The sequence below is a fragment of the Paenibacillus sp. NN59 genome (genome assembly GCF_057597225.1).
The window spans coordinates 5,304,080-5,326,178 of the sequence record NZ_CP199678.1 but is presented as its reverse complement, the minus strand read 5'-3'; the positions used below and the strand labels follow the sequence as shown (position 1 = coordinate 5,326,178).

Here is a 22,099-nt window from a genome sequence, read left to right as displayed (position 1 = left end):
TTGAAAAATAAAAATGCGAAGGGGTTTTTACAGATGAAAAAATGGTCTATTATTTTAATCAGCTTGATGATGATTGCCGTGCTCGCAGCTTGCGGCAACAACAAGAAATCCGACAGTGGTGCGGATAACGCAGCAGGTGCTCCGCGTACCGTTGAATTGAAAGTCGGTGCTTCGCCTACACCACATGCTGAAATTCTGGAAAGCATCAAACCTGAACTTGAAGCACAAGGCATTCGTTTGCAAGTGGTGACGTTTAACGACTATGTGCAACCTAACCAACAGCTGGCAGATAAGAAACTGGACGCAAACTTTTTCCAGCATCAGCCTTACCTTGATACAGAGAACAAAGAGCGCGGATTCAACCTTGTTGCTGTGACTCCAGTCCATGTTGAGCCTTTCGGTGGTTACTCCAAAAAGATTAAATCCCTGGATGAACTGAAAGATGGCGCTAAAGTGGCTATTCCAAACGACCCATCGAATGGTGGACGTGCACTCTTGTTGCTTGCGAAAAAAGGGCTGATTACCCTCAAAGATGATACAAACATTGCATCCACTAAACAGGACATTACGGCGAATCCGAAAAACCTGGAAATCATCGAACTGGATGCAGCTATGATGCCTCGTCAGCTGGATGAAGCTGATCTGGTATTTATCAACGCAAACTATGCGCTGGAAGCAAACCTCAATCCATCTAAAGATGCATTGTTGATCGAAGATCTGCAAGGCAATCCATATGCTAACATTCTCGTGTCCCGTGAAGATAACAAAGACGCCGACGCTATCAAAAAACTGGCAGAAGCTCTTCACTCCGAAACGGTGAAAAAATTCATCAAAGAACGTTACCAAGGTGCAGTTGAACCTGCATTTTAAGGTTCTCTGAGAGATCAGCGTAAGTATTGCTGATATGTATTACAACAAAGGCCGCGGCTCTCTAATGTGAGAGCGCGGCCTTTTCTTATTGTTAGTAAACTGTGTTGGTTAACTTGAATTTATGATTATGTATTCTCTGTTTTTGAATTTTTATCCGAAGAGCGGTAGTACGTTAGTTCATTCTGTTCCGCAGTATGTTGTTGCTCGTGTTCTTCATAGTTATATTCCCGGGTCACCGGATACTGTGTTTCCTCTTGATGGAGTGCATCTCTTTTCTGTTGGTATCTGACCCAGCTAAATAACAATATGAATAAACCCAGACCCCAATACCATCTATGCTTCAAAAATTTCCAAATACTTTCCTCTTCCGCGGTATAAGGAATTCCCCCCAGCACGAGACTGTTCAGGCCAAGACGTGATGTTTGGTCGGTTTTATCATTATAATCCTCATATCTGAATCCTGGATTCACGGTAAGATGCCCAAGTACCGTTTCTTCAAAAGCAGCACGACTTTGCTCCAAATTCGCTTTTTCGGTTACCAGAATCGCCGTGATATAACCTTCGCGTGTTAAAAGATTAACATTATAATTGACCAAGGCTTGTTCGTAGCTATCTTTGAATCCGAGTGCATAAATCAGTTGATGACTGGAAGGATTATAATCAGGTGCAACCTCCCACCCTGTTACATGGAGTTCATTTTCTTCTGTTGCATTACGGTTATGTTCAACTTCCCAACGCATATAGTTACTTAATAACTCGTGAGCATCCAATTGATTTTCGTCATCGTCATGAATATGCCCGCTTTGCACGTATTCGAATATGACAGACCATGAACCCATGGGGTCGTTACTGTACAGGCTTCCGATCTCATTCCCGTTCGGTTGATTACCAAGTTCCAGCATGGAACGTTGTGTATCCGTTTTACCTAGAAATGAGTAGTTTGCTGGAAGCTCAAGTGAGGCTTTGCCATCGAGAGATACGCTATTCGGACCATCCACCCATTCGTATTCATTGGATGATGAGGTAATGTGCTCATTGGTAGCAGAGACGGGTCCGATATCCGCTAATAGTATAGAATACATTAGAACTAATGGCACTGTGAGTCTAAATGAACTCAATTTGAACCATTTCTTCATTGAACACGATCCTTTCGAACATGATAATGGCGTTTTTTTAGATAAGAAACGACGTTAAGACATTATCACAGGTATGTAAGATGATCAAGATAAATTTGGATAATCAGGACTTATTTGTATTAGTTAAATAACTGGAACAGATTGTGAGCACATGCAAGTTGTGAGGCAAGCCTAAATCTTTTATACTGAATGAGTGACTGCTCTTTGAAGAGGGGGATGAACGTGAAGGGAAAGATTGCCCTCATAACGGGAAGTGCCAAAGGTCTTGGTAAAATGACAGCCCTCAGTCTGGCGGATCAGGGATGCCACATTGCCCTTAATTATGTGCATAGCAGAACAGAAGCCGAATCGTTGCAAGCTCAGATTATCGCTAAAGGGGTGCGCTGCATTGCCGTTCAGGCGGATATATCCAAAGTAGAAGAGATTCATACGCTCGTTGATACGGTACAAACGCAGTTGGGGAATATTGATATTCTGGTGAATAACGCCGGCCCTTTTGTACGAGAGCGTCGGGTGTTCGCAGATTATTCCGAAGCAGAGGTACAGATGTTAGTGCAGGGCAACCTGCTCGGGCCAATGATTCTGGATCAGCTTGTTTTGCCGGAAATGCGCCGCAAGCAGTGGGGACGTATTATTCATTTTGGCTTCAGTCACGCGGGTGAAGCAAGATCCTGGCCTCATCGTGCCGTATATGCTGCTGCCAAGGTAGGTCTGGTTTCGTTTACCAAGACTCTTGCTGTTGAAGAGGCACCTTATGGGATTACGGTCAATATGGTTTGCCCCGGAGATATTCGTGGTGCGAACAAAGAGAAAATGATTGATGAGATTGCGGGCATAACTGATAAAGAAACACCAAGAGGTCGGCCTGGCAGTGGAGAAGATATTGCGCGAGTGATCACGTACCTGTGCTTAGATCATTCGGATTTTATAACAGGCAACATTATGGATGTATCTGGAGGACTTGATCCGATCCGGCCTACCATCTGATGGAATTACAAAAAAAGAGCCTCTCGCTTCTTGCGAAGCGAAAGGCTCTCTGAGGTTTATTTCGTGAAGGATTGATTAGAATACTTGTACAACTTCTTGTACACCCTCAACTTCTTCAAGAAGGGCGCGTTCAATCCCGGCTTTTAAGGTAATGGTGGAGCTTGGGCAACTGCCGCAGGCACCGACCAGTTTCAGCTTAATGATGCCGTCCTCCACGTCGACCAGTTCCACGTCACCGCCATCGCGTTGCAGGAACGGACGAAGTTTATCAAGCACATCAGATACCTCATCATACATGGTGCTTTGTGCGTTTTCGCTCATATTGTTCAACTCCTTTCCTTCCTATATTATATTACAAATGACCATAAATTAAAATGGTCAAACAAAGCAGGTGAACTGAAATGAGACCAATTATTGAATTTTGTGCTAACAATATGCATTTTGGCACGGATGAAGTCATGGATCAACTGGATGAAAATCCGGACTATGACGTGATTGAATACGGCTGTCTGACCAATTGTGGTCAATGTTATATGACACCTTTTGCCTTGGTCAATGGTGAAGTCGTAACCACAGATAAAGTAGAAGATCTATATAACGCCATTCTAGCCAAAATTGCCGAAGCGGATGCCTGGGACGCGCTGGATCTCGATTAACCTCAATTAACCAAGATGACGCTTGGACATCCAGAGCACGCCGCTTTTCAGAATACGAGGCACTCGTCCCATCATGGACGTTTTGCCCATCAGCCCAAATCCAGCTTTCTTGCCAAGCGCGCCCAGTGTGCCGCGAAGCTTAAGAGGCTGCGGATTGGGCTTTTCGCCTTTCCAGAGGGCATGCTGAATATGAGCGATCTGTTCACCCTGAACCTCCGCAGCCTGACCACTCGGTGCATAAGGTACACTGGCACAGTCACCTACCACGTAAACGTCGGTATACTCCGGAATCTGATAGTACTCATTTAATACGACACGACCTTGTGGGTCTTTCGTTACATCAAGGTCTTGAACGACTTTCACCGGCTGAATGCCTGCCGTCCATACAACAGCATCCGTTTGAATCTGTTCATCGCGGTTGTAGATCGCGTTAGGCTCGACTCGCGAGATAGCAATATGTCCTCGTGCTTCAACCTGATGTTCGCCGAACCATTCGTGAACATAAGAGGAGAGACGTTGAGGGAATGCGGATAATACTCGTTCACCGCGATCCAGAATACTGATATTCAGATCCGGTCTGCTTTCGCGTAATTCGGCTGCCATCTCAACACCACTTAGGCCACCGCCCACAATGTGAACATGCCCATAAGCTTTTACCTCATTCAGACGCAGGTACGTCTCGCGTGTTTTGCTGAAACTCTGAATGGTACAGCTGTATTCTTCAGCACCAGGTGTATTGTGGAAACGATCCGTACAACCTAGTCCAATCACAAGCTTGTCATATTCAAGCGGTTCCTGACCTTCGAATTCAATCTGACGCTGCTCCAGATTAATGGCTGTAACCTCACCGAAACGGTGTGTTACTTTCTCATTTACCGGAAAATGGATACGCAGGTCGTAATCGGATACTGTTCCTGCTGCGAGTGCGTAATATTCGGTCTTTAATCCTTGAAAGGGGCTGCGATCCACCAGTACAATTTGCGTATCTGACGGAATTTTACCTTCCAGAAGTTCCTTGATGATCGTGAGGCCGCCATAACCGCCTCCAAGAATGACGAAATTTTTCATGACTCGGCTTCCTTTCTGCATCAGTCCCACTGCTGGGGCTGTAACCTGCGGAGCAGCTATGTCCTCACATAGCTGCTCCGTGTGTTGTTTTAGTTTGATAATTTGAATAATTCATAATGAAAAGATAAAAATTTGAAATATGTGATCACAGTTAAGCATCACTCTGATCAAACGTCCCCTCTGATTGAAGAAAGTATCGTTCTTTGATGAGTGATGCTTCTGCTGCTGTAATCCTTGCCTAGATCAATGAAACTAATCAGAGCTATTCGTAAACTTGTATTTCATTGTAGAACGTATCACGTTCTACTGGAATACGTCCCGCACCCTTAATAAGCCATATGAGCTCTTTACGTGTAAGGCCTTCAGGTGTGAGAGCACCTGCGGCATGACTAATCCGTTCGCGAACAATCGTACCATGTGCATCCGAAGCACCGAATCCAAGGGCAACTTGAGCCAGCTGTGGACCGATGTTAATGAAGTATGCTTTGATATGATCGATGTTATCCAGCATCAGTCGGCTGATCGCAATTGTTTTCAGATCCTCATAAGCCGAGTTACGACGCATAATGCTTGCGTTTTTACTTTTTGGCTGCATGGAAAGCGGAATAAAGACCATGAATCCGTTGGTCTCGTCTTGCAGTTCACGAATCTGCACCATATGATTGACGCGGTCCTCATAGGATTCGATCGATCCATACAACATCGTCGTATGTGTACGCATGCCGAGCTCATGAGCTGTGCGGTGCACCTCAAGATAACGATCCACGTTGGCTTTGTCTACACGCATTTTTTTGCGGTATTCATCCGAGAGAATCTCGGCGCCGCCACCAGTCAGTGTTTTCAGGCCAGCTTTTTGCAACTCCTGCAGAACTTCCTTGATGCTCAGGCCGCTGATGCGGGTGAAGAAATCAATCTCTGCCGCAGTGTAAGCTTTCAGCGTGACATCCGGATATTTTTCGTTTAAAGCACGTAGTGAATCGACATAATATTGAAAAGGAACATGGTTGTTATGTCCACCTACAATATGGAACTCACGCACGCCTGGATGAATATGCTGTTCCACATAGTCGATCATTTCCGGACCGGATAACGTATAAGAGCCTTCCTCACCCTGGTCTTTGCGGAAATTACAAAATGCGCAGCGAGCTTCGCATACGTTGGTGAAATAAAGGCTCATGTTCTCAATAAAATAGACTTTCTTGCCGTTCTTCCGCAGATTGGCCTCATTGGCCAGCTGGCCCAAAGTCAGCAGATCATCTGTTTGATACAGATATACGCCGTCTTCTACGCTCAGCCTTACGCCGTTCTGTACTTTCTCAACGATTTCAGCCATTCTTTTGTCGGTGAACGGTGTTACCAATGTAGACATGCTGTTTCCTCCTGTTCTTTACCGGAATTCGAGTTGTGGTGTGTTGAACCATTAAACAGAAATACATAGCAAAGATGCGGTCAACTGCCGCCTTCCTGTGAAAGACTAACTCTTATTACCCGGTGCAGCGTGTGCTGCAATCGAAAAGTTTATTTTTTCAAAAGGAGTCAAAGTGACTCTATATGCATTGGGGACTGATAACCAGTCTCGAAATGTGAAAAAAATTACAACTCCATATATGACCAACATCCGAATATCTCATGACAAAATATTGACATTTTCAGAGTGACCACCTATCCATTATAAACCTCGTGTCGCAGGGGTTCAATACACTGGGAAGAAAAAGGAGTTCATGGGGAACGCGGAAGCGGGCAAACATGACTTGAGCCCCTTGACGGAGTGGAGTATAATTTGAAGGAAGAGTGATGAAAAGGAGAGTGACCTGGCATGATTAGTATCAGCGAAACGGCTGCAGACCGATTGAAAGAGATGCTTGCACAGCAAGAGACCCCTGGAATGTTCCTGCGTCTTGGCGTAGCACCGGGCGGTTGTACCGGATTTTCGTACGCCATGGGCTTTGACGATAAAGAGTCCGATAAGGATATATATATGGACATTCAGGACATGAAAGTCGTTGTGGAAAAAGAAAATGTGAAATATTTGAATGGACTTGAAATTGATTTTGAAGATTCCGGCATGTCCGGCGGATTCACCATTCACAACCCGAACGCAGTAGCTACATGCGGCTGCGGCTCATCCTTCCGTACACGTGAAGAAGCAGGGGTACCGGATAAAGATTGTTAATCTGCGAATAGTATGGGGTTGAGCGTGTCAATACATTAAAGCGTTCAAAAAGATACAACGGTCAAGGCACATTTTCGGCGAAGAGGATTCGCTGGAAGTGTGCTTTTTTGTGCTTCGTGTAGTTTGATAGGTACTTTAAGCCAGTCTGAAGTGGGGAGGGTTGATTACGCATTTCCGATATTGACATTTTGTTCCATGTGTAGGTATATTATTTTGTGCAAACGTTTGCAATAATTAAACTTATAATCGACGTATTTGCCGGTGTCATACCCGATAATCGTTGGTGTATAAGAGGTTATTCATTTCTTAAATATGCAAACGTTTGTGCAAAAAGGCGTTATCTTGCTTGGATCGCTCGAAGATTTTTTTAGCAGAAAATCAAAGAATGACAGGATTACAGGAGAGAGGAGGCGCGATAGCAGGCTCATTTTCACATTCAAACAAAAGATTCGTTAGCAAGGTTCTACTGACTTTCAAATGAATTCAAATTCATGGTCCCCACAGGGGCAACAGATAAGGGAGGAAAAACATGAAGCTTGTGCGCAGGCTAGGCGCATTTCTGTTGGCATTATCCATCGTTGTTTCCACACATACCCCAGCAGCTTATGCTGAAATCTCCGCTTCCCATGTGTACCATAACCATATGCCGAATTTCTGGGCTTACTACGATACGGCCAAGTATGCTTCCACACCTGTAGGATCACCCATCCGATACACCTATGACGGGCAAGTCATAGAATTGAAAAAAAATCCCCCAGCAGGTTATCCGTATTTTCTGCCTGGTGGTGCACCGATGCCACATGACGATCTGGTCGCTTATTACACGCATCATGCGAAAACAGGAGCCTATCTCAGTTGGCCATGGCAAGTGGCAGGTGATCTCAAAAATAACCATCCAGCCACAGGTATGCAGGTAACCATGTCAGGCTCCCTTCTTAACAATGTGGACAGCTTTATGTATACCAATAATGTAAACGGTTACAACAACAAAGCTTGGGGTGCTCCCTGGAAGAGCGCGTACAACAATCTGAAAACGACCCATGGAGAACGTACGATGGATCTCGTTCATTTTACCGGGCACCACTCTATGGGGCCACTTGCGGGTAATGAATATTTGCTCAAGGATCTGATATACCAAAATGCAGTCATGGCTCAACCCTTTTTCCTAGGGGACAGCTTCAAATCATCCAAAGGTTTCTTCCCGACCGAGCTTGGCTTCTCGGAACGCATTATTCCCGTGCTGGATCAGCTGGGCATTGAATGGTCTGTGATCGGCAACAATCACTTTTCACGTACTCTCAAAGATTATCCGTTGTTGAACGATCCTGGCAAGGATACGATGATTTCTCCACCAAATCGAGCCGATCTGCAAAACACCAGTAGTGTTGGTTCGTGGGTGTCTGCACCGATGTTCAATGAAAAACAGGTCGTGTACAACAAATACCCATTTGCCTCTACACCGCACTGGGTGCGGCACGTGAATCCCGAAACCGGAGCAGAGAAGAAGATTGTTGGTATCCCTGTAGCTCAGGCAGAATCATGGGAAGAAGGCTACCAAGGCTCGGTGAAGGCAGATGCACTCAAACCATTTGAGGGACTAGTGGATCAGAAGCAGTTTTTTGTTATTGCACATGATGGGGATAATTCTTCAGGCCGTGCAGGTTCTGAGGACACTTGGCGCAATGCAGGCGATGTGACTTATGCACAACCCGGGGTAAAAGGAGAGAGCATCAACGAGTACTTGCGTACGAATACGCCAAAAGCCGAGGATGTGGTACATGTGCAGGATGGCTCGTGGATCGATACGCGTGACTCCTCATCCGATCCGACATGGTATCACTGGCGTCTACCTTTTGGCATCTGGAAAGGACAGTTTGATGCGTTCAACAAAGCTACCGGTCTTCAACTGGAGCCCAAAAAGAATCTGGACGGGGTTCAGGAAGGCATGACGGTATCCTTTGAATACGGTTATCACTATCTGGAGCGTAACTTTGCCCTGGAACAGGCAGCGCTCAACTATGCAAAGACAGCCGAACAAATGTGGCTGGATGACAACCCGAACCATTGGAAACCTTCTACAGCACTGGATCGGGAGATCACCTACGAAGGCAATCAGCTGAATCCATGGATGATGGCTTACCCAGTCAAGGGAGATCCGGCAAACAATTATAAGGGTGGGGCGAACCCGGCAGAGCTGAGCTGGTATTTCCTTTTGCCAGCGCTGGATTCCGGTTTTGGATACTATGATGAAAATGTGGATGACGGTGTGAAGCCGACACTATCCTTTAATCAGTCTCTGTTTTTCTCCAAGCCATACGTTAATGGCCAGCTAACTAAGGATCGCACAGGCCCGTCAGTCTGGTGGCCGCAGCGTTATCCGTATAATCCAGGCAGTGCCAATGTTAGTAAGGCAGAGGGATGGACGCTTCATTATTTTGACAATACGTTTGGCATCTACACCTACGCTTATGATGTGAGCGGGATTCGTGATATCAAAGTGAAAGTACGGACTCATCGGGATAAGCAGGCGGATGCGAAGGATAACACTTTCCGTGTGTATGATCCGGCAGCGCTCAAAGCCAAAGGTGTGTCCAACATTGATCCTGCAAAAGTGAGCCTTTGGAAGGAATATCCGATGACCAAGCGTGATTTGAAGCCTGACATCAACGGGGTGGCTTGGCAACCAAGCAGTACGGACATGTTTAAACGTGTAAGAGCTCAAGAAATCGGCGATATGTATTATACCTATTTCAACGATTTCAGGGATCAACTGGTTGACTATTATATCGAGGCGGTAGACGGTAACGGCAATGTGACTCGCAGTGAGATTCAGACGGTGTATGTAGGAACCGGAAAATACAAGAAGGACACCACTGGTAAAGTGGTGGAGGATGCGGGTGGAACGATCCAGGGTACTCACCCATTCCTAGTCGTGGATCAGATGCCGCCTTCCGCTCCAACCGGGGTGAAATCCACACGTGTAACGGATCAAAGTGTCACTCTTCAATGGACAGCAGCTACGGACAATGTTGGTGTCGATGGTTATGATATCTATCGGAATGGCACCAAAGTGGGCAGTTCCCAGACGACGGAGTATACAGATACCGGACTTGAACCTGCCAAAACCTACACGTACAGCATTAAAGCCAGGGATAAGGCCAATAACATATCTGATGCCAGTCAAACTTTACAAGTGCAGACACTCGTTGCAGATACTGAGCCACCAACAGCACCGACAAACGTTGTGATTAAAGAGTCTACTTCATCCACTGTAACTGTGGACTGGGTAGCAAGTCAGGATAATTACGGAGTTGCGAGATACGACATCTATCGTGATGGAAGTAAAGTTGGAGAAGCAACCCGACTGACGTATACCGATTCTTCTCTCGCTCCCGCAACCAATTATGTATACACCATCAAAGCCGTCGATGCGGCAGGAAATGTCTCGGCCGTCAGTGAGTCAGTCACGGTAAAGACCAAAGAAGGCAATGTGGTCACCATATATTACAAACAGGGTTACACCAATCCATATATTCATTATCGTCCGACAGGTGGAACCTGGACGACGGCTCCGGGTGTAAAAATGACGGCAGCTGAAATGCCAGGATACATGAAAATGACCGTGAATGTAGGCACTGCTACCGGACTTGAAGCGGTTTTCAACAATGGCAGCGGTACGTGGGACAACAACGGTGGAAAGAACTATCAGTTCCCTTTAGGGGTGAGCACCTATAATGCAGGGGTCATCACTCAAGGTGGGCCACAAGCAGATACGGCTCCGCCTAGCGTACCCACAAATCTGACAGTCACCTCAAAAGCTTCCGATCGTGTATCCCTTGCTTGGAGTCCATCAACAGATAATACAGGTGTAACCGGATACGAAATATTTCGGGATGGCGTCAACATTGGCACAAGCACAACAACTGCGTATACGGATACAGGTTTGAACGCTGAGACAGCTCATGTTTACTATGTTGTAGCTTATGATGCAGCGCAGAACAAATCGGCAGCAAGTGCGGAAGTCCGTGTGACGACCGATGCTGCACCAAAGAGCAATAGTGTCACACTCTACTATAAGCAGGGATACGCGCAGCCTAACATTCATTACCGTCCGGCAGGAGGGACATGGACGACACCTCCAGGTGTTCCAATCCCAGTATCAGACCTGCCAGGGTATAACAAAATTACAATCGATGTAGGTACATCGACCGGACTGGAGGCCGTTTTCAACAACGGAAGTGGTACTTGGGATAACAACGGGGGTCGCAATTATGTATTTCCTCTTGGGGTAAGCACTTATCATGCTGGTGTCATCACATCAGGAGCCCCAGCGGGAGCAACATTTTCAAGTAATGGTGACAGCCCAGTGACATCTTTGCCAGTAGAGTTTATCCATGCTTCCCCTTGGAGATTGGGACGTAGGAGCGCCTAAGTTGATGGTGTGAAGAAGAAAGGAAAGAAGCCTTGTTTATTGAGAACAAGGCTTCTTATTATGGCATTAATAATATTGGCAGGAGGATATTCATCTGTTTATTTTTAGTGCAAGGATCAACTTTATTCATTGTTATCTAATGAACTTCATTCCAGCTCCACATCTTTCGTGGATGTATGGTTAAAAGATAAAAGAAAACGTATTGACAAGATAAGTTGTAACATTTATAGTTACATTGTGAATTAGGGAAACAACCTTAACATAATAGGTAGTAAAAAAACGATACTGAAGGAGAGATTGACGATGAAAATTGCAATTATTGGTGCAACAGGTAAAGCGGGAAGTACTATTTTGAAAGAAGCGGTAGACCGCGGGCACGAAGTAACAGCGATTGTGCGAAATGCATCCAAATTAGAAGACAAAAGCCTGAATGTATTGGAAAAAGACGTATTTGATCTGACGGCTTCAGATGTTCAGGCCTTTGATGTGGTTGTGAATGCGTTTGGTGCACCAGCAGGCAAAGAAAACCTGCACGTGGAAGCTGGACAAGCCCTGATCAACATTTTGAAAGATGCTCCTAACACTCGTCTGATCGTTGTGGGTGGTGCGGGAAGCTTGTTCACGGACGAGTCCAAAACGCTGCGTGTTGTCGATTCCCCTGGATTCCCTGATGCGTACAAAGCAACAGCATCCAACCAAGGAAAGAACCTGCAAGACTTACAAGCATCTTCCTGCATTCAATGGACATTCCTTAGCCCGGCTGGTTTCTTCAATCCGGAAGGCGTACGTACTGGAAAATACCAGTCCGGCAACGATGTAATTATGGTAAACAGTGAAGGCAACAGCTACATCAGCTATGCCGATTACGCGATTGCGCTTGTGGATGAAATTGAGAACCCGCAGCATAAAAATGAACGCTTTACTGTAGTTGGCGAAGCGAAGTAATAATTAGATATGTTTGTAGGATAAACTAAAAACAAACGGACACTTGCTTGGATAAGCGAGTGTCCGTTTTTGTTGATGTAAAATTATTTATGATCTATCAGATGTTATCTATGATTGGGCTCATTATTGACGCTTTGGCATCTTGCTCTCATCCATGTACAGCAGATTCCAGCGATGACCATCCAAATCCGAAAACCCTGCACCATACATCCAACCGTCCGTCTCTCCTGGCTTGCCAAAGATGCCTCCTCCGGCACGCTCTACATTCTGAATAAAGGAGTCGACTGCTTCTCTGCTATCAGCACCAATGGAGATGATAACCTCTGCGCTATGCGAAGTGTCCACAGCTCTGGCTCCGGTAAATTTCTCGAAAGTTGCATAAGGAAAAAGCATAATTGTAGTTTGGCCTATGGAGATCATGGCTCTCTCGCTACCAACGTTCGTCGTTTTAAATCCTATTGCATTAAAAAAAGAAGTTGCCTTTTCTACATCTTTGACCGGCAAGTTAAACCAGATATCTTGTGACATCGTCATGGCCCCCATAGAGAAAGAATTTATCTTATTATACGCTATTATGAAGAGAAGCAATGCACTTCAATGAAGTTGTGTGTTTAGACTGCTATGTATATTGTTACAAAATTGTATTTTTATAAGTATTTCTTTACTTATGTAAGGAACGAGGCGTATAATCCGTTGAGACATCAGAGATTAAATAGAGACTCAGACAGAGATCATAAAGAGAGGTATGTTTCATGAATAGCGGATTAATTAATGCCATTATTGCGTATGTCATGTGGGGAATTCTCCCACTTTATTGGAAGCTGTTTAACAACGTGCCGGCTGGTGAGATTTTGTCACATCGGGTGGTGTGGTCATTTGTATTTATGGGGATTCTAGTAGCTATCCAGCGCCGCTGGAGTGATGTAAAACGAATCTGGACCAGCCGCTCAACTTTACTGTCCCTCACGGCTAGTGGACTGTTGATTGCGATCAACTGGCTGATTTTCATCTGGGCTGTGAACAACGGTCATGTGGTGGAGACTAGTCTTGGTTATTATCTGAACCCTTTGCTGAATGTGCTGCTTGCCGTCGTTTTCCTTCATGAGAAACCGAACCGGGGGCAATGGCTGGCCATTGCTATTGCAGCGCTTGCCGTGCTGATTATTACGATCGACTACGGACGTTTCCCGTGGATCTCCATTTCACTGGCTGCATCCTTTGGTTTATATGGTCTGGCTAAGAAAAAGATCAAGCAAGATGAGTCAGTAGGCTTGCTGTCAGAGACCGCGGTTGTCCTGCCTGTTGCATTAGGTTACTGGATTTATCTTGGCATTGTGGGTAAAACAACGGCCTGGACATTGCCAGCGCCAATATTTTTTGAATTGTTGCTTTCCGGCGTTGTAACCGCATTGCCGCTGCTGTTTTTTGCACGTGCAGCTGCCCGCATGTCGCTGTCCACGCTCGGATTTGTGCAATACATCGGTCCAACGATTATGTTGGTCCTGAGCATATTTGTGTTTAAGGAAACTGTTTCTCCTGTGTTGCTGGTTGGTTTCGCCTTCATTTGGGTAGCACTTATCGTCTATGCTATTGCTTCGATGCGTGCTACAAAACTGGCGAAGTCCGTCTAGAAACAGAAAGTGGCGGCGTATGTTCATCAATGCAATATGTTCACAGCGATGGAATGATTAGAGAGAGTCTAATCATTTCTGTTTATGTGGCCTTTCCATCCTCGGGGATGAGGAGGGCTTTTTTTATTTTAAGTTCAAAGTTATGGAGATCATTTGATGGATTTTTTTATTTACAAATAAAGGAACACGTGTTCTAATTATAGAAAAGAAGCTTTGTGCGACGGTGGAGGTTAGGGTGATGGGGCAGCAGGGAATTATCATGGTTGTGAGTGTCTCGATCTTACATAAGGGCAAAGTACTTATCATCAAAGAGAACAAAGCATCTGTTCGAGATACATGGAATTTCCCCTCGGGTCGAGTAGAGTATGGGGAAGACATCATGGATGCGGCACGCCGAGAAGCCAGAGAAGAGACGGGATATGAGGTTAGACTTACAGCCACAACAGGAATTTACAATTTCACAAGCAGTCTTCAGCAACAGGTGGTTTTATTCCATTTTATCGGTGAGATTATAGGCGGTTCTTTGCAACTGGATACTATAGAAATTGCAGACGCGAGGTGGATTACGCCGGAAGACCTGTCTACATCGGATGTGCTGGAATTGCGCGACCGCGAAGTGATGTTGCAGATTACGGATAATATAATTACTAAAAGAGAGTATCCCTTAATGCTTTTTCACGGCATGCTATAGAAATGGAGAAAGATGTTCATGAAGTCCTCGTATTTAACCCGTGCTTTTTATTATCTGTGGACAACCCAAACAGCAGCCAATGCCGCGGACGTATTGTATATTATGGCCCTTACGGTTATGGTATTGGATCGTACAAATTCGCTTGTGTCTGCGGCACTTTTGCCATTGATTCGCAGTGGGGCTCAGTTGTTGAGTAGTTTAGTTGCACCGCTATTCATTCAGCGTTTTAAGTTGCCCAGTCTACTCTTTTTTTCACAAACCGGGCAGTTTTTGTTGTTCATCTGTCTGGCAGTGTACATACAGCTTAATAGCGTAGAATCCTCATTAGTGCTTGTGTTTTCGCTTATATTTGTGATGTCTTTTCTCGATGGGTGGACAACACCAGCTCGAAATGCGCTGATTCCACGACTGGTGACTCATGAACAAGGTCTACTCAAAGCCAATGGACTCATGAGCGTCAGCGATCAAGTTGTACAATTTGCAGGTTGGGGCCTAAGCGGCGTAATTGTTGCATTTATTGGATCAAGTTCAACGTTGCTAATCGCAGCCGTTATTTATGGCTTGGCGGCCGTATTTACACTTGGCGTTAAGGAACCAACGCATGGAGGGATACCAGAGAAGCGTGTGAATGCAGCAGCAGATATTTCTTCTGATCTGGGCACAAGTAGATGGCACACGTTAACCGAAGGTTGGAAAATGATATGGAAGACACCTCGTCTGCGAGTACTTACGTTCATGGATATGATCGACATGCTTGGCGGCTCTATTTGGGTAGGTGCCTTCACGCTTGCGTTTGTGCAAGTGGCGCTTGGACAGGGAGAAGAATGGTGGGGCTTCATCAATGCAGCTTATTTTGCTGGAACCATTAGTGGTGGTTTGCTGGTACTTGCCCTAGGCAGAATCATTGGACGTCGATATTTTTCAGTTATGATGATAGGGATGGCAGGGTATGGAATCCTAACTGCCGTTTATGCTTTAAACTCACAGCCTTTTGTTGCGTTGTTCCTGGTCATGTTAATGGGTCCATTTGCTGAGCTTGCTATGATTAACCGACGTACGTTGATTCAAAGTAGTGTGGCTAATCCGATGTTACCCAAGGTTTTATCAGCTCAAGCCTCCATGATGCATCTCATATTTTGCATATCTTTGCTAGGCATGGCATGGCTTGCTGAAATCATAGGAATCGTGAACCTCTATTTGTTTGCAGCTGTACTAACGATTCTGGCTATTGTTGCTGGTTTGCTGAATTTTAGGGCATTTCAGGAACAAAATCGTCAAATGATGAATTAGGAGGAGAATGATGATGGTTAATGATGAGTTGTCAGAGCACAAGCCTGGTCGTTTCGTTCTACCGGGGAACAGGATTCGTTTCATATCTCCGTTTCTTTTTTCAGTAATCAGTGGCATGATCTATACGTGGTTAATCGTGAACGAAACGACAAACGGATATCTTGGCACACTATTGCCAAGTACGAGTGTTGCGGATCTTCATCAATATCTTCCGGTTATCCTTCCTTCATTTCTATTTTCGTATGTTGTACAGAGAAAACACATGATCCTGATCGAGAATATATCGTTTAGCTGTATTCAAGCGATGATTGCTATCCTCAGTCTTTTTGTATCTCTTATAGCTGTTATGGTGTTCATGTAAGTTCGAGCAGGATCATTTGAACTTGCCCCTCGAAACGCTCAACCGTAGATATCTCCAAGCACCCAGTCAATAGGGTGCAATAACGCTCTTCAACGTCCAAAGGCGCCATCCGAATGGGTGGGCGCCTTTTATAAATGTTTCCACATACTCCCGTGAAAAGCCGAAGCACGTTTTAGAAGCCTGCCTTAAGGAGCAGCGTGTAGTGGAGGGGGCGGGAGCGATTCTGTAGAAGCGAAGCGTTCGCGTTTGTCATCGGATTTTCCCCTATGAGGGGAATTCAAAAAAGAAATCCGAGGACAACCAGCGATCGAAAGAACGCCCCGCCCCCCGGAACGTCCACTCGCAGTCTCCTCCCCAAAAATGCTTCTAACTCCTGTGCTTAGTCAATGAACCCTTCCATGGTAGCCGTTGGCATCATATTGGACTGCCAAGCGCCTTTGGTGTAACCAGCATTATAACCTGGAGTAGCTTGTGGTTCCCAGTAGAATACACCTTTTCCTTTGCCACTTGGCAAATTGCGAATCTGATTTTTCATCGCTGCGACAAAGCTTTTTCCTGCCGCGGGCTGATTATTGTCCATGCCAATTTCGGAGATCATAATTTCTTTACCATAACGATTAATCATATCTTTTGCATTGTTGACCGTTTTTGTCACAGCTGTATTCCAGCCGGAAGCAGAAGGGTAGAGAGACATTGCAATCATGTCAAAGTTGGCCCCATTGTTGATCAGTCCACCGATATTCCAGACAAACAGGGCATTGTCATCTCCGTTTGCAAGGTGCACTATCGTTTTGGTACCACTGCTTATGGATTTTACAGCGTTATGTCCTGTGTTCACGAGCCAAGCATAATTTTTCATGTTAACCGAAGCTTTACCATCATCCCACAACATACCGTTGCTGGTTTCGTTGCCGATCTGTACCCAGTCTGGAGTGACACCTTTGCTCTGCATGGTCGTCATAACGTCACGGGTATAGCTCCAGACAACATCCATCAACTGCTGGAACGTATAATTTTTCCATGCGGCTGGCTTAGTTTGTTTGCCTGGGTCTGCCCAGGAATCGCTGTAATGCAGTGTCAGCATGACACTCATACCTGCATTTTTAGCACGTTGTGCGAGAGCGGCAGCGCGATCTTTATTCATGTAACCGTTACCATAATCATTCGAAGGATTAACGAAAACACGGATGCGAACAGAGTTAATCTGGTAATCCTTTTTCAAGATATCAATGATGTCCCGTTGTACCCCGTTTTTATCTTTCCACTTGTACCCTTGAGCTTCCATGCCGGGAACCCAGCTAATGTCTGCTCCTTTGGCAAAACTCGGTGCGGCACTGGCGTGCTGACCTGCAGGTAGCAGGATCGAAGTGATTAATAAAACAAAAGCTAGCAAAATGCTTGTCTTGAAACCCCTTACATTTCTAAACATAACAACATGCCTCCTTGGTTATAAGTTGAGATGCATCCTCATTATAGCCTTCCGAAATCATGGTGCTAAAGGGTCCGTTTCCAATATTTTGGTTGTTTTCTTAACTTCTCATCTTTTTCACATGTTACATTCCTATGTATTATATAGAAAAAGACAAAACAAAAAGCCGTCCGAAGACGGCTTTTCTACCCGTGGCGCTTTTTAAAACATTGATCCGTATCCCGCGCCTCCATTACCATCCAATTTATTTGGAAGTAGTGGATCGGGTAAGGGACACGTTCAACATGACATTAGAAATGTTGACGCACCTCCTTTCCTTGTGGCAAGAGTATACAACACTCTGTTTCGGAAAGCTAGTCTTTTTTTCATATTTACGCAAAAATTATTTTTCGGTTTGAAACATCGTCGTGTCCCGAGCATAATGGCTTTTCGTTCCATCCTCATTGCGAATTCGCACGCTGTCATCACTGATCTGCTCGACAATGCCGTGACCGACTTCACAATACACACCTGCGGGATCTTCCTGCCATGCGGTAACCACACATTGGGACAGGGCAGCGGTGAAAAACTCGATGTTTTTTTGCAACGTTCTAGGTTTGTTCGATTTCATGAGATACTCCTTTAAAATAACGTGAATTTGGAATAATAACGACAGCCGATCAAATCACACTGTAGTTCACTTTACCTTGTCTATAGTGCTTTGTAAAGGGATGGAAAAAGTTGCGGTCATGAGTTATCATTTACATAAATTTAACACTGCGTTAACATTCCGATGACGCTTGGAGTCGATTACGAATAGTACAATTATAGTAGAAGTTCAAATAAGAATTGACATGCATCACATTCGGAGGCCATACATGCATAAAGATATTAAAACAGGCAACTATGTTAATCGTGATTTGAGTTGGGTTGAATTTAATCGGCGTGTGCTTCAAGAGGCACAGGACGCTACAACGCCTATGCTGGAGCGGATGAGGTTTCTTGGCATTGTTGCTAGCAATCTGGATGAGTTTGTCAGTGTCAGGCTCGCAGAGACCAAGGAGAAAATCAAGGCTGGATTCACACAAAAAGATTTCACTGGTTATACCCCTTCGGGGTTGTACCGCAGACTCATTAAACGAACCGGGGCCATGGTCGCGGAGCAATATAAAACGTACCGTGAGCTCATTCGTCTTCTCGCCAAGAAAGGCGTGCACATCCAGGAGTATGTGGATCTTAATGTGACGCAGCAACGGGCAATGGATCAATATTATCATGACATTATTTTTCCGGTGCTTACGCCGATGGCTATCGACCAGAGTCGGCCTTTTCCGCTGGTGCATAACAAGTCCGTTTATCTGTCCGTAATGCTGCAAAAAGAAGATGAGCAGGATGGCGAGCCGTTTATGGCGATCGTGCAGGTACCTTCCAATCTTCCTCGCATTGTGAAGGTTCCTCTGAGGGCCAATAGCAAGAAAAAAAGTTTCATTCTGATCGAAGACCTGATTAAACAGCATGTGCACACCTTGTTCAGCGGATATGTATCGCTGGCTGTGCAGGAGTTCCGGGTAACTCGAAACGCAGATCTCTCCATTAATGAAGAAGAAGCGGAAGACTTGCTGGAGGCCATCGAAAAAGAGCTGCGTCGCAGACGTCGCGGAGCCCCTGTCAGACTGGAAGTGTGCAAGGATTTCCGGAGTGACGCGCTACAGGAGCTGCAAGAGGAGTTTGAAATTCAAGACCCGATCTTTGAAATTGATGGACCGCTGGATCTTAGCTTTTTAGCTGGATTTGTAGATAGCCTCGAAGGTTTCTCACATCTCAAATATGGTCCTGTACAACCTGTATACCCGCCTGAGTTCCTGCCGAGAGAAAGTCATTTTGAGCTGCTTCGCAGACAGGATGTGCTGGTTCATCACCCGTATGAATCGTTTGAACCGGTGACAGATTTTATACTGGAAGCTTCAGAAGATCCACAGGTTTTGGCGATCAAAATGACGCTTTACCGGGTAAATGGTGACTCACGTCTTATTCCAGCGCTCGCGCTCGCTGCAGAGAGCGGGAAGCAAGTTACCGTTGTTGTGGAACTGAAAGCCCGATTTGATGAGGAACGGAATATTGCATGGGCTCGGAAGCTGGAAAAAGCAGGCTGCCATGTCGTTTATGGTTTGGTCGGTCTGAAAACACATGCAAAAATCATTCTCGTTGTACGCCGGGAGCAGCAAGGGTTGCGCCGATATGTTCACGTTGGTACGGGGAACTACAACGAAAGCACCGCCAAAGTGTATACGGATGTAGGTTTGTTCACCTCTAACCCGATCATTGGTGAGGATGCATCCGAACTGTTTAACGAGATTACCGGTTATTCCGGCCCGAAGGCACTGCAAGCATTCCGTGTTGCGCCAGATGGCATGAAGGACGAGTTGTTCACATTGATTCGCCGAGAAACAGAGCATGCATTAAAAGGCAAACGTTCCCGAATCATTGCCAAGATCAACTCTTTATCACATCAGGAAATGATAGATCAATTATATGTAGCTTCGCAGGCAGGGGTGCAGATTGACCTGATTGTCCGCGGCGTATGTTGCTTACGTCCAGGTGTAGAAGGGCTGAGCGAGAACATTCGAGTCATTAGTATTGTAGACCGTTTTCTTGAACATTCCCGGTTGTTTTACTTTGAAAATGACGGTAACCCCGATGTTTTCATTTCCAGTGCAGACTGGATGTCACGTAACTTAAATCGACGTATTGAGCTGATGTGTCCTGTATTTGATCCTTCATTGAAAAAAATGCTGGTGGATATCCTCAATCTGTCATTGAATGACAATGTGAAGGCCAGAGAACTTATGCCAAACGGCAATTATATATTCGTAAAAAATGAAAAGCCCCCGCTGAGAAGTCAGACGGAGGCGATGGGAATTATCCCTTGGAAGCCCGCACAATGGAGTGTTTTAACGTAACTCCCCAGGCTTCTTGCAAATCTTTGACGGCATCTTCCAGGCCGTTCAGTTCCAGTAAAGGCTCGTCTGTACAGGTCAACGTGACCTGCAGCGAGTCTTTTTCTTTGACCGCGTGAATGGCGGCAATGCTCTCTGCACGATTGATCGCTTCGGCCGCACGCAGTAACGAGCCGATGCGGTGAGCATGCTGTGTATCCGAATCTTTCAGAATGTCCTCATGCTTCTGTAGCAGTTGAGGCGTTCTTTTTTTCGGATGATAGTCGGCTGCAATGGCACTTAATATTGTTTCCCTGTGGGACAGACCGTAAATGCTTGCATTCATAATCCAGTATGCCGAGTGTTGCGTGTACCGGAAATAGTTAATTTGTTTGCCAGCCATATGAAGCATAGAGGATGTGTACAAAATTCGCTCATCAGAGGCATCAGGCGTAGCCTCTTGTAAAGCGGTGTATAAGGTAACCGTATCCTGATGAATCCGGTTCAGACGTTTCTCCGGGATCGGTGGGCCGTAATAAAGGAAATTACGGATGCTATCCTTTAATGCATCAGGTGTGGAAGGCTGACCAGCAGCGAGATAATCCCTCAGAAGCCCGTCGCGAAGTCCTGCTCCGCTTACCACATAACGATCCCCCTGGATCATGCGGAAGACGGTACGCAGAATCAATACGCCTGGTACGATGATGTCAGCTCGATCCTTAGCAAGACCTGGCACTTTTTTGCGTTGAGCGGAAGTAAGATAGGGCAAGGAAAGGGCGATATTATCCATCGCTTCCTCTCCAATTTCATAGTGATGCGTTACCGGCAAAGAATATTGCGTACGCTTTTGTTCTACTTTTGCGAGTGTACGCATTGTACCACCCAGTCCAATGAGTGGCAAACCGGGATGTTCCTGAGTCCAAGTCTGTCCCTGTAATGCTTCAATAACTTCATTGCAAAGGGATTGTTCATTGGCCTCGGTCCATTGATCCTCGCCTCCATAACGGGCATGTGAATTCACGGCACCGATTGGCAACGAGACACTGTGCAATCTTTCGCGATTGCGGAACACGGTGATCTCCGTACTGCCCCCTCCAATGTCAACGACAAAACCGTCGGTCAGGTCAATCGACTGTATCACGCCCAGGAATCCGTAATAGGCCTCACGATCTCCCGAGACACATTCAATCGTAAGTCCAGTCTCATTTTCCAGCCATGCAATAATCTGCTCCGCGTTGGTCGCATTGCGGATCGCGGCAGTTGCTGCCGCCCGAATCAGTTCAGTCTGATAAGTCTCACAGGTGGCTTTAAATTGCCGAAGGACGGTTATGGCAGTGGATAGAGATGATCTGTGGATACTGCCATCCGATTCCACAACCCCGCTTAGCCGGGCAGCATATTTGTCTTCATGAATAATGCGATACGCTCCGTCTTCACTCACCTCATAGATCACTAGACGAATGGAGTTTGAGCCAATATCAACAATTCCAAGTGTTTTATTATTTCGTGTCATAA

At 45.6% G+C, this 22,099-nt stretch carries 19 protein-coding genes; 11 read left to right on the top strand and 8 right to left on the bottom strand.

What is annotated here, in order from left to right; all coding sequences use genetic code 11:
* Window positions 1–33: 33 nt before the first annotated feature.
* The gene (locus ACT89M_RS23255; RefSeq protein WP_154891071.1) at window positions 34–870 is read left to right on the top strand and encodes a MetQ/NlpA family ABC transporter substrate-binding protein; all 837 of its coding nucleotides are present in this window, start codon (window positions 34–36) and stop codon (window positions 868–870) included.
* A gap of 125 nt (window positions 871–995) precedes the next feature.
* Here ACT89M_RS23255 and ACT89M_RS23250 read toward each other — a convergent pair whose 3' ends face one another.
* Window positions 996–2,006: a DUF2167 domain-containing protein gene (locus tag ACT89M_RS23250; protein WP_487344846.1), complete on the bottom strand. Its 1,011-nt coding sequence runs from the start codon at window positions 2,004–2,006 to the stop codon at window positions 996–998.
* A gap of 222 nt (window positions 2,007–2,228) precedes the next feature.
* Here ACT89M_RS23250 and ACT89M_RS23245 point away from each other — a divergent pair, with 222 nt between their 5' ends.
* Entirely contained in the window at window positions 2,229–2,993 is a 765-nt protein-coding gene (locus ACT89M_RS23245) for an SDR family oxidoreductase (RefSeq protein WP_154891069.1), read from the top strand.
* A gap of 75 nt (window positions 2,994–3,068) precedes the next feature.
* On the opposite strand, the gene ACT89M_RS23240 is transcribed toward ACT89M_RS23245, so the two are convergent.
* On the bottom strand, window positions 3,069–3,314 hold the full coding sequence (locus ACT89M_RS23240) for a NifU family protein (RefSeq protein WP_053783253.1): 246 nt from the start codon (window positions 3,312–3,314) through the stop codon (window positions 3,069–3,071).
* 80 nt (window positions 3,315–3,394) lie between these two features.
* On the opposite strand from ACT89M_RS23240, the gene ACT89M_RS23235 reads away from it, so the two are divergent.
* Window positions 3,395–3,649, top strand: coding sequence for a YuzB family protein (locus ACT89M_RS23235; RefSeq protein WP_090919554.1), 255 nt, complete (start codon window positions 3,395–3,397; stop codon window positions 3,647–3,649).
* 6 nt (window positions 3,650–3,655) lie between these two features.
* Here ACT89M_RS23235 and ACT89M_RS23230 read toward each other — a convergent pair whose 3' ends face one another.
* Together ACT89M_RS23230 and mqnE are read right to left on the bottom strand one after the other, a co-directional pair.
* Window positions 3,656–4,717, bottom strand: a complete 1,062-nt coding sequence (locus ACT89M_RS23230) for an NAD(P)/FAD-dependent oxidoreductase (RefSeq protein ID WP_090919552.1) — start codon at window positions 4,715–4,717, stop codon at window positions 3,656–3,658.
* Between the two features lie 262 nt (window positions 4,718–4,979).
* Window positions 4,980–6,086, bottom strand: coding sequence for an aminofutalosine synthase MqnE (gene mqnE, locus ACT89M_RS23225; RefSeq protein ID WP_090919549.1), 1,107 nt, complete (start codon window positions 6,084–6,086; stop codon window positions 4,980–4,982).
* Between the two features lie 447 nt (window positions 6,087–6,533).
* On the opposite strand from mqnE, the gene ACT89M_RS23220 reads away from it, so the two are divergent.
* The 3 genes from ACT89M_RS23220 (at window position 6,534) to ACT89M_RS23210 (ending at window position 12,267) form a co-directional block, all read left to right on the top strand.
* Window positions 6,534–6,890, top strand: coding sequence for a HesB/IscA family protein (locus ACT89M_RS23220; protein WP_308723062.1), 357 nt, complete (start codon window positions 6,534–6,536; stop codon window positions 6,888–6,890).
* A 529-nt stretch (window positions 6,891–7,419) separates the two neighbouring features.
* Entirely contained in the window at window positions 7,420–11,322 is a 3,903-nt protein-coding gene (locus ACT89M_RS23215) for a carbohydrate binding domain-containing protein (RefSeq protein ID WP_487344845.1), read from the top strand.
* A gap of 303 nt (window positions 11,323–11,625) precedes the next feature.
* The gene (locus ACT89M_RS23210) at window positions 11,626–12,267 is read left to right on the top strand and encodes an NAD(P)-dependent oxidoreductase (RefSeq protein ID WP_308723065.1); all 642 of its coding nucleotides are present in this window, start codon (window positions 11,626–11,628) and stop codon (window positions 12,265–12,267) included.
* 123 nt (window positions 12,268–12,390) lie between these two features.
* Here the strand turns inward: ACT89M_RS23210 and ACT89M_RS23205 are convergent, their stop codons facing one another.
* Window positions 12,391–12,795: a VOC family protein gene (locus tag ACT89M_RS23205; RefSeq protein ID WP_308723066.1), complete on the bottom strand. Its 405-nt coding sequence runs from the start codon at window positions 12,793–12,795 to the stop codon at window positions 12,391–12,393.
* Between the two features lie 224 nt (window positions 12,796–13,019).
* On the opposite strand from ACT89M_RS23205, the gene rarD reads away from it, so the two are divergent.
* The 4 genes from rarD to ACT89M_RS23185 all read left to right on the top strand — a co-directional run bounded on the left by rarD (window position 13,020) and on the right by ACT89M_RS23185 (window position 16,240).
* Window positions 13,020–13,898, top strand: coding sequence for an EamA family transporter RarD (rarD, locus tag ACT89M_RS23200; RefSeq protein WP_308723067.1), 879 nt, complete (start codon window positions 13,020–13,022; stop codon window positions 13,896–13,898).
* 238 nt (window positions 13,899–14,136) lie between these two features.
* Window positions 14,137–14,589: an NUDIX hydrolase gene (locus ACT89M_RS23195; protein ID WP_308723068.1), complete on the top strand. Its 453-nt coding sequence runs from the start codon at window positions 14,137–14,139 to the stop codon at window positions 14,587–14,589.
* An 18-nt stretch (window positions 14,590–14,607) separates the two neighbouring features.
* Window positions 14,608–15,879 carry an MFS transporter gene (locus ACT89M_RS23190; protein ID WP_308723069.1) on the top strand — a complete coding sequence of 424 codons (1,272 nt, stop codon included), beginning with the start codon at window positions 14,608–14,610 and terminating at the stop codon, window positions 15,877–15,879.
* A gap of 7 nt (window positions 15,880–15,886) precedes the next feature.
* A complete protein-coding gene (locus ACT89M_RS23185) occupies window positions 15,887–16,240 on the top strand; it encodes a hypothetical protein (RefSeq protein ID WP_154891063.1) in 354 nt (117 codons plus the stop codon).
* 379 nt (window positions 16,241–16,619) lie between these two features.
* On the opposite strand, the gene ACT89M_RS23180 is transcribed toward ACT89M_RS23185, so the two are convergent.
* Together ACT89M_RS23180 and ACT89M_RS23175 are read right to left on the bottom strand one after the other, a co-directional pair.
* Complete coding sequence (locus ACT89M_RS23180) at window positions 16,620–17,669, bottom strand: glycoside hydrolase family 53 protein (protein ID WP_154985062.1); 1,050 nt, start codon at window positions 17,667–17,669, stop codon at window positions 16,620–16,622.
* A 382-nt stretch (window positions 17,670–18,051) separates the two neighbouring features.
* Window positions 18,052–18,279, bottom strand: coding sequence for a hypothetical protein (locus ACT89M_RS23175; protein WP_090919517.1), 228 nt, complete (start codon window positions 18,277–18,279; stop codon window positions 18,052–18,054).
* Between the two features lie 247 nt (window positions 18,280–18,526).
* Between ACT89M_RS23175 and ppk1 the strand changes: the two genes are divergently transcribed.
* The gene (ppk1, locus tag ACT89M_RS23170; protein WP_090919514.1) at window positions 18,527–20,608 is read left to right on the top strand and encodes a polyphosphate kinase 1; all 2,082 of its coding nucleotides are present in this window, start codon (window positions 18,527–18,529) and stop codon (window positions 20,606–20,608) included.
* Here ppk1 and ACT89M_RS23165 read toward each other — a convergent pair.
* Window positions 20,568–22,097: a Ppx/GppA phosphatase family protein gene (locus ACT89M_RS23165; protein ID WP_308723070.1), complete on the bottom strand. Its 1,530-nt coding sequence runs from the start codon at window positions 22,095–22,097 to the stop codon at window positions 20,568–20,570. The two genes, ppk1 and ACT89M_RS23165, sit on opposite strands and share 41 nt — an antisense overlap.
* Between the last annotated feature and the right edge of the window lie 2 nt (window positions 22,098–22,099).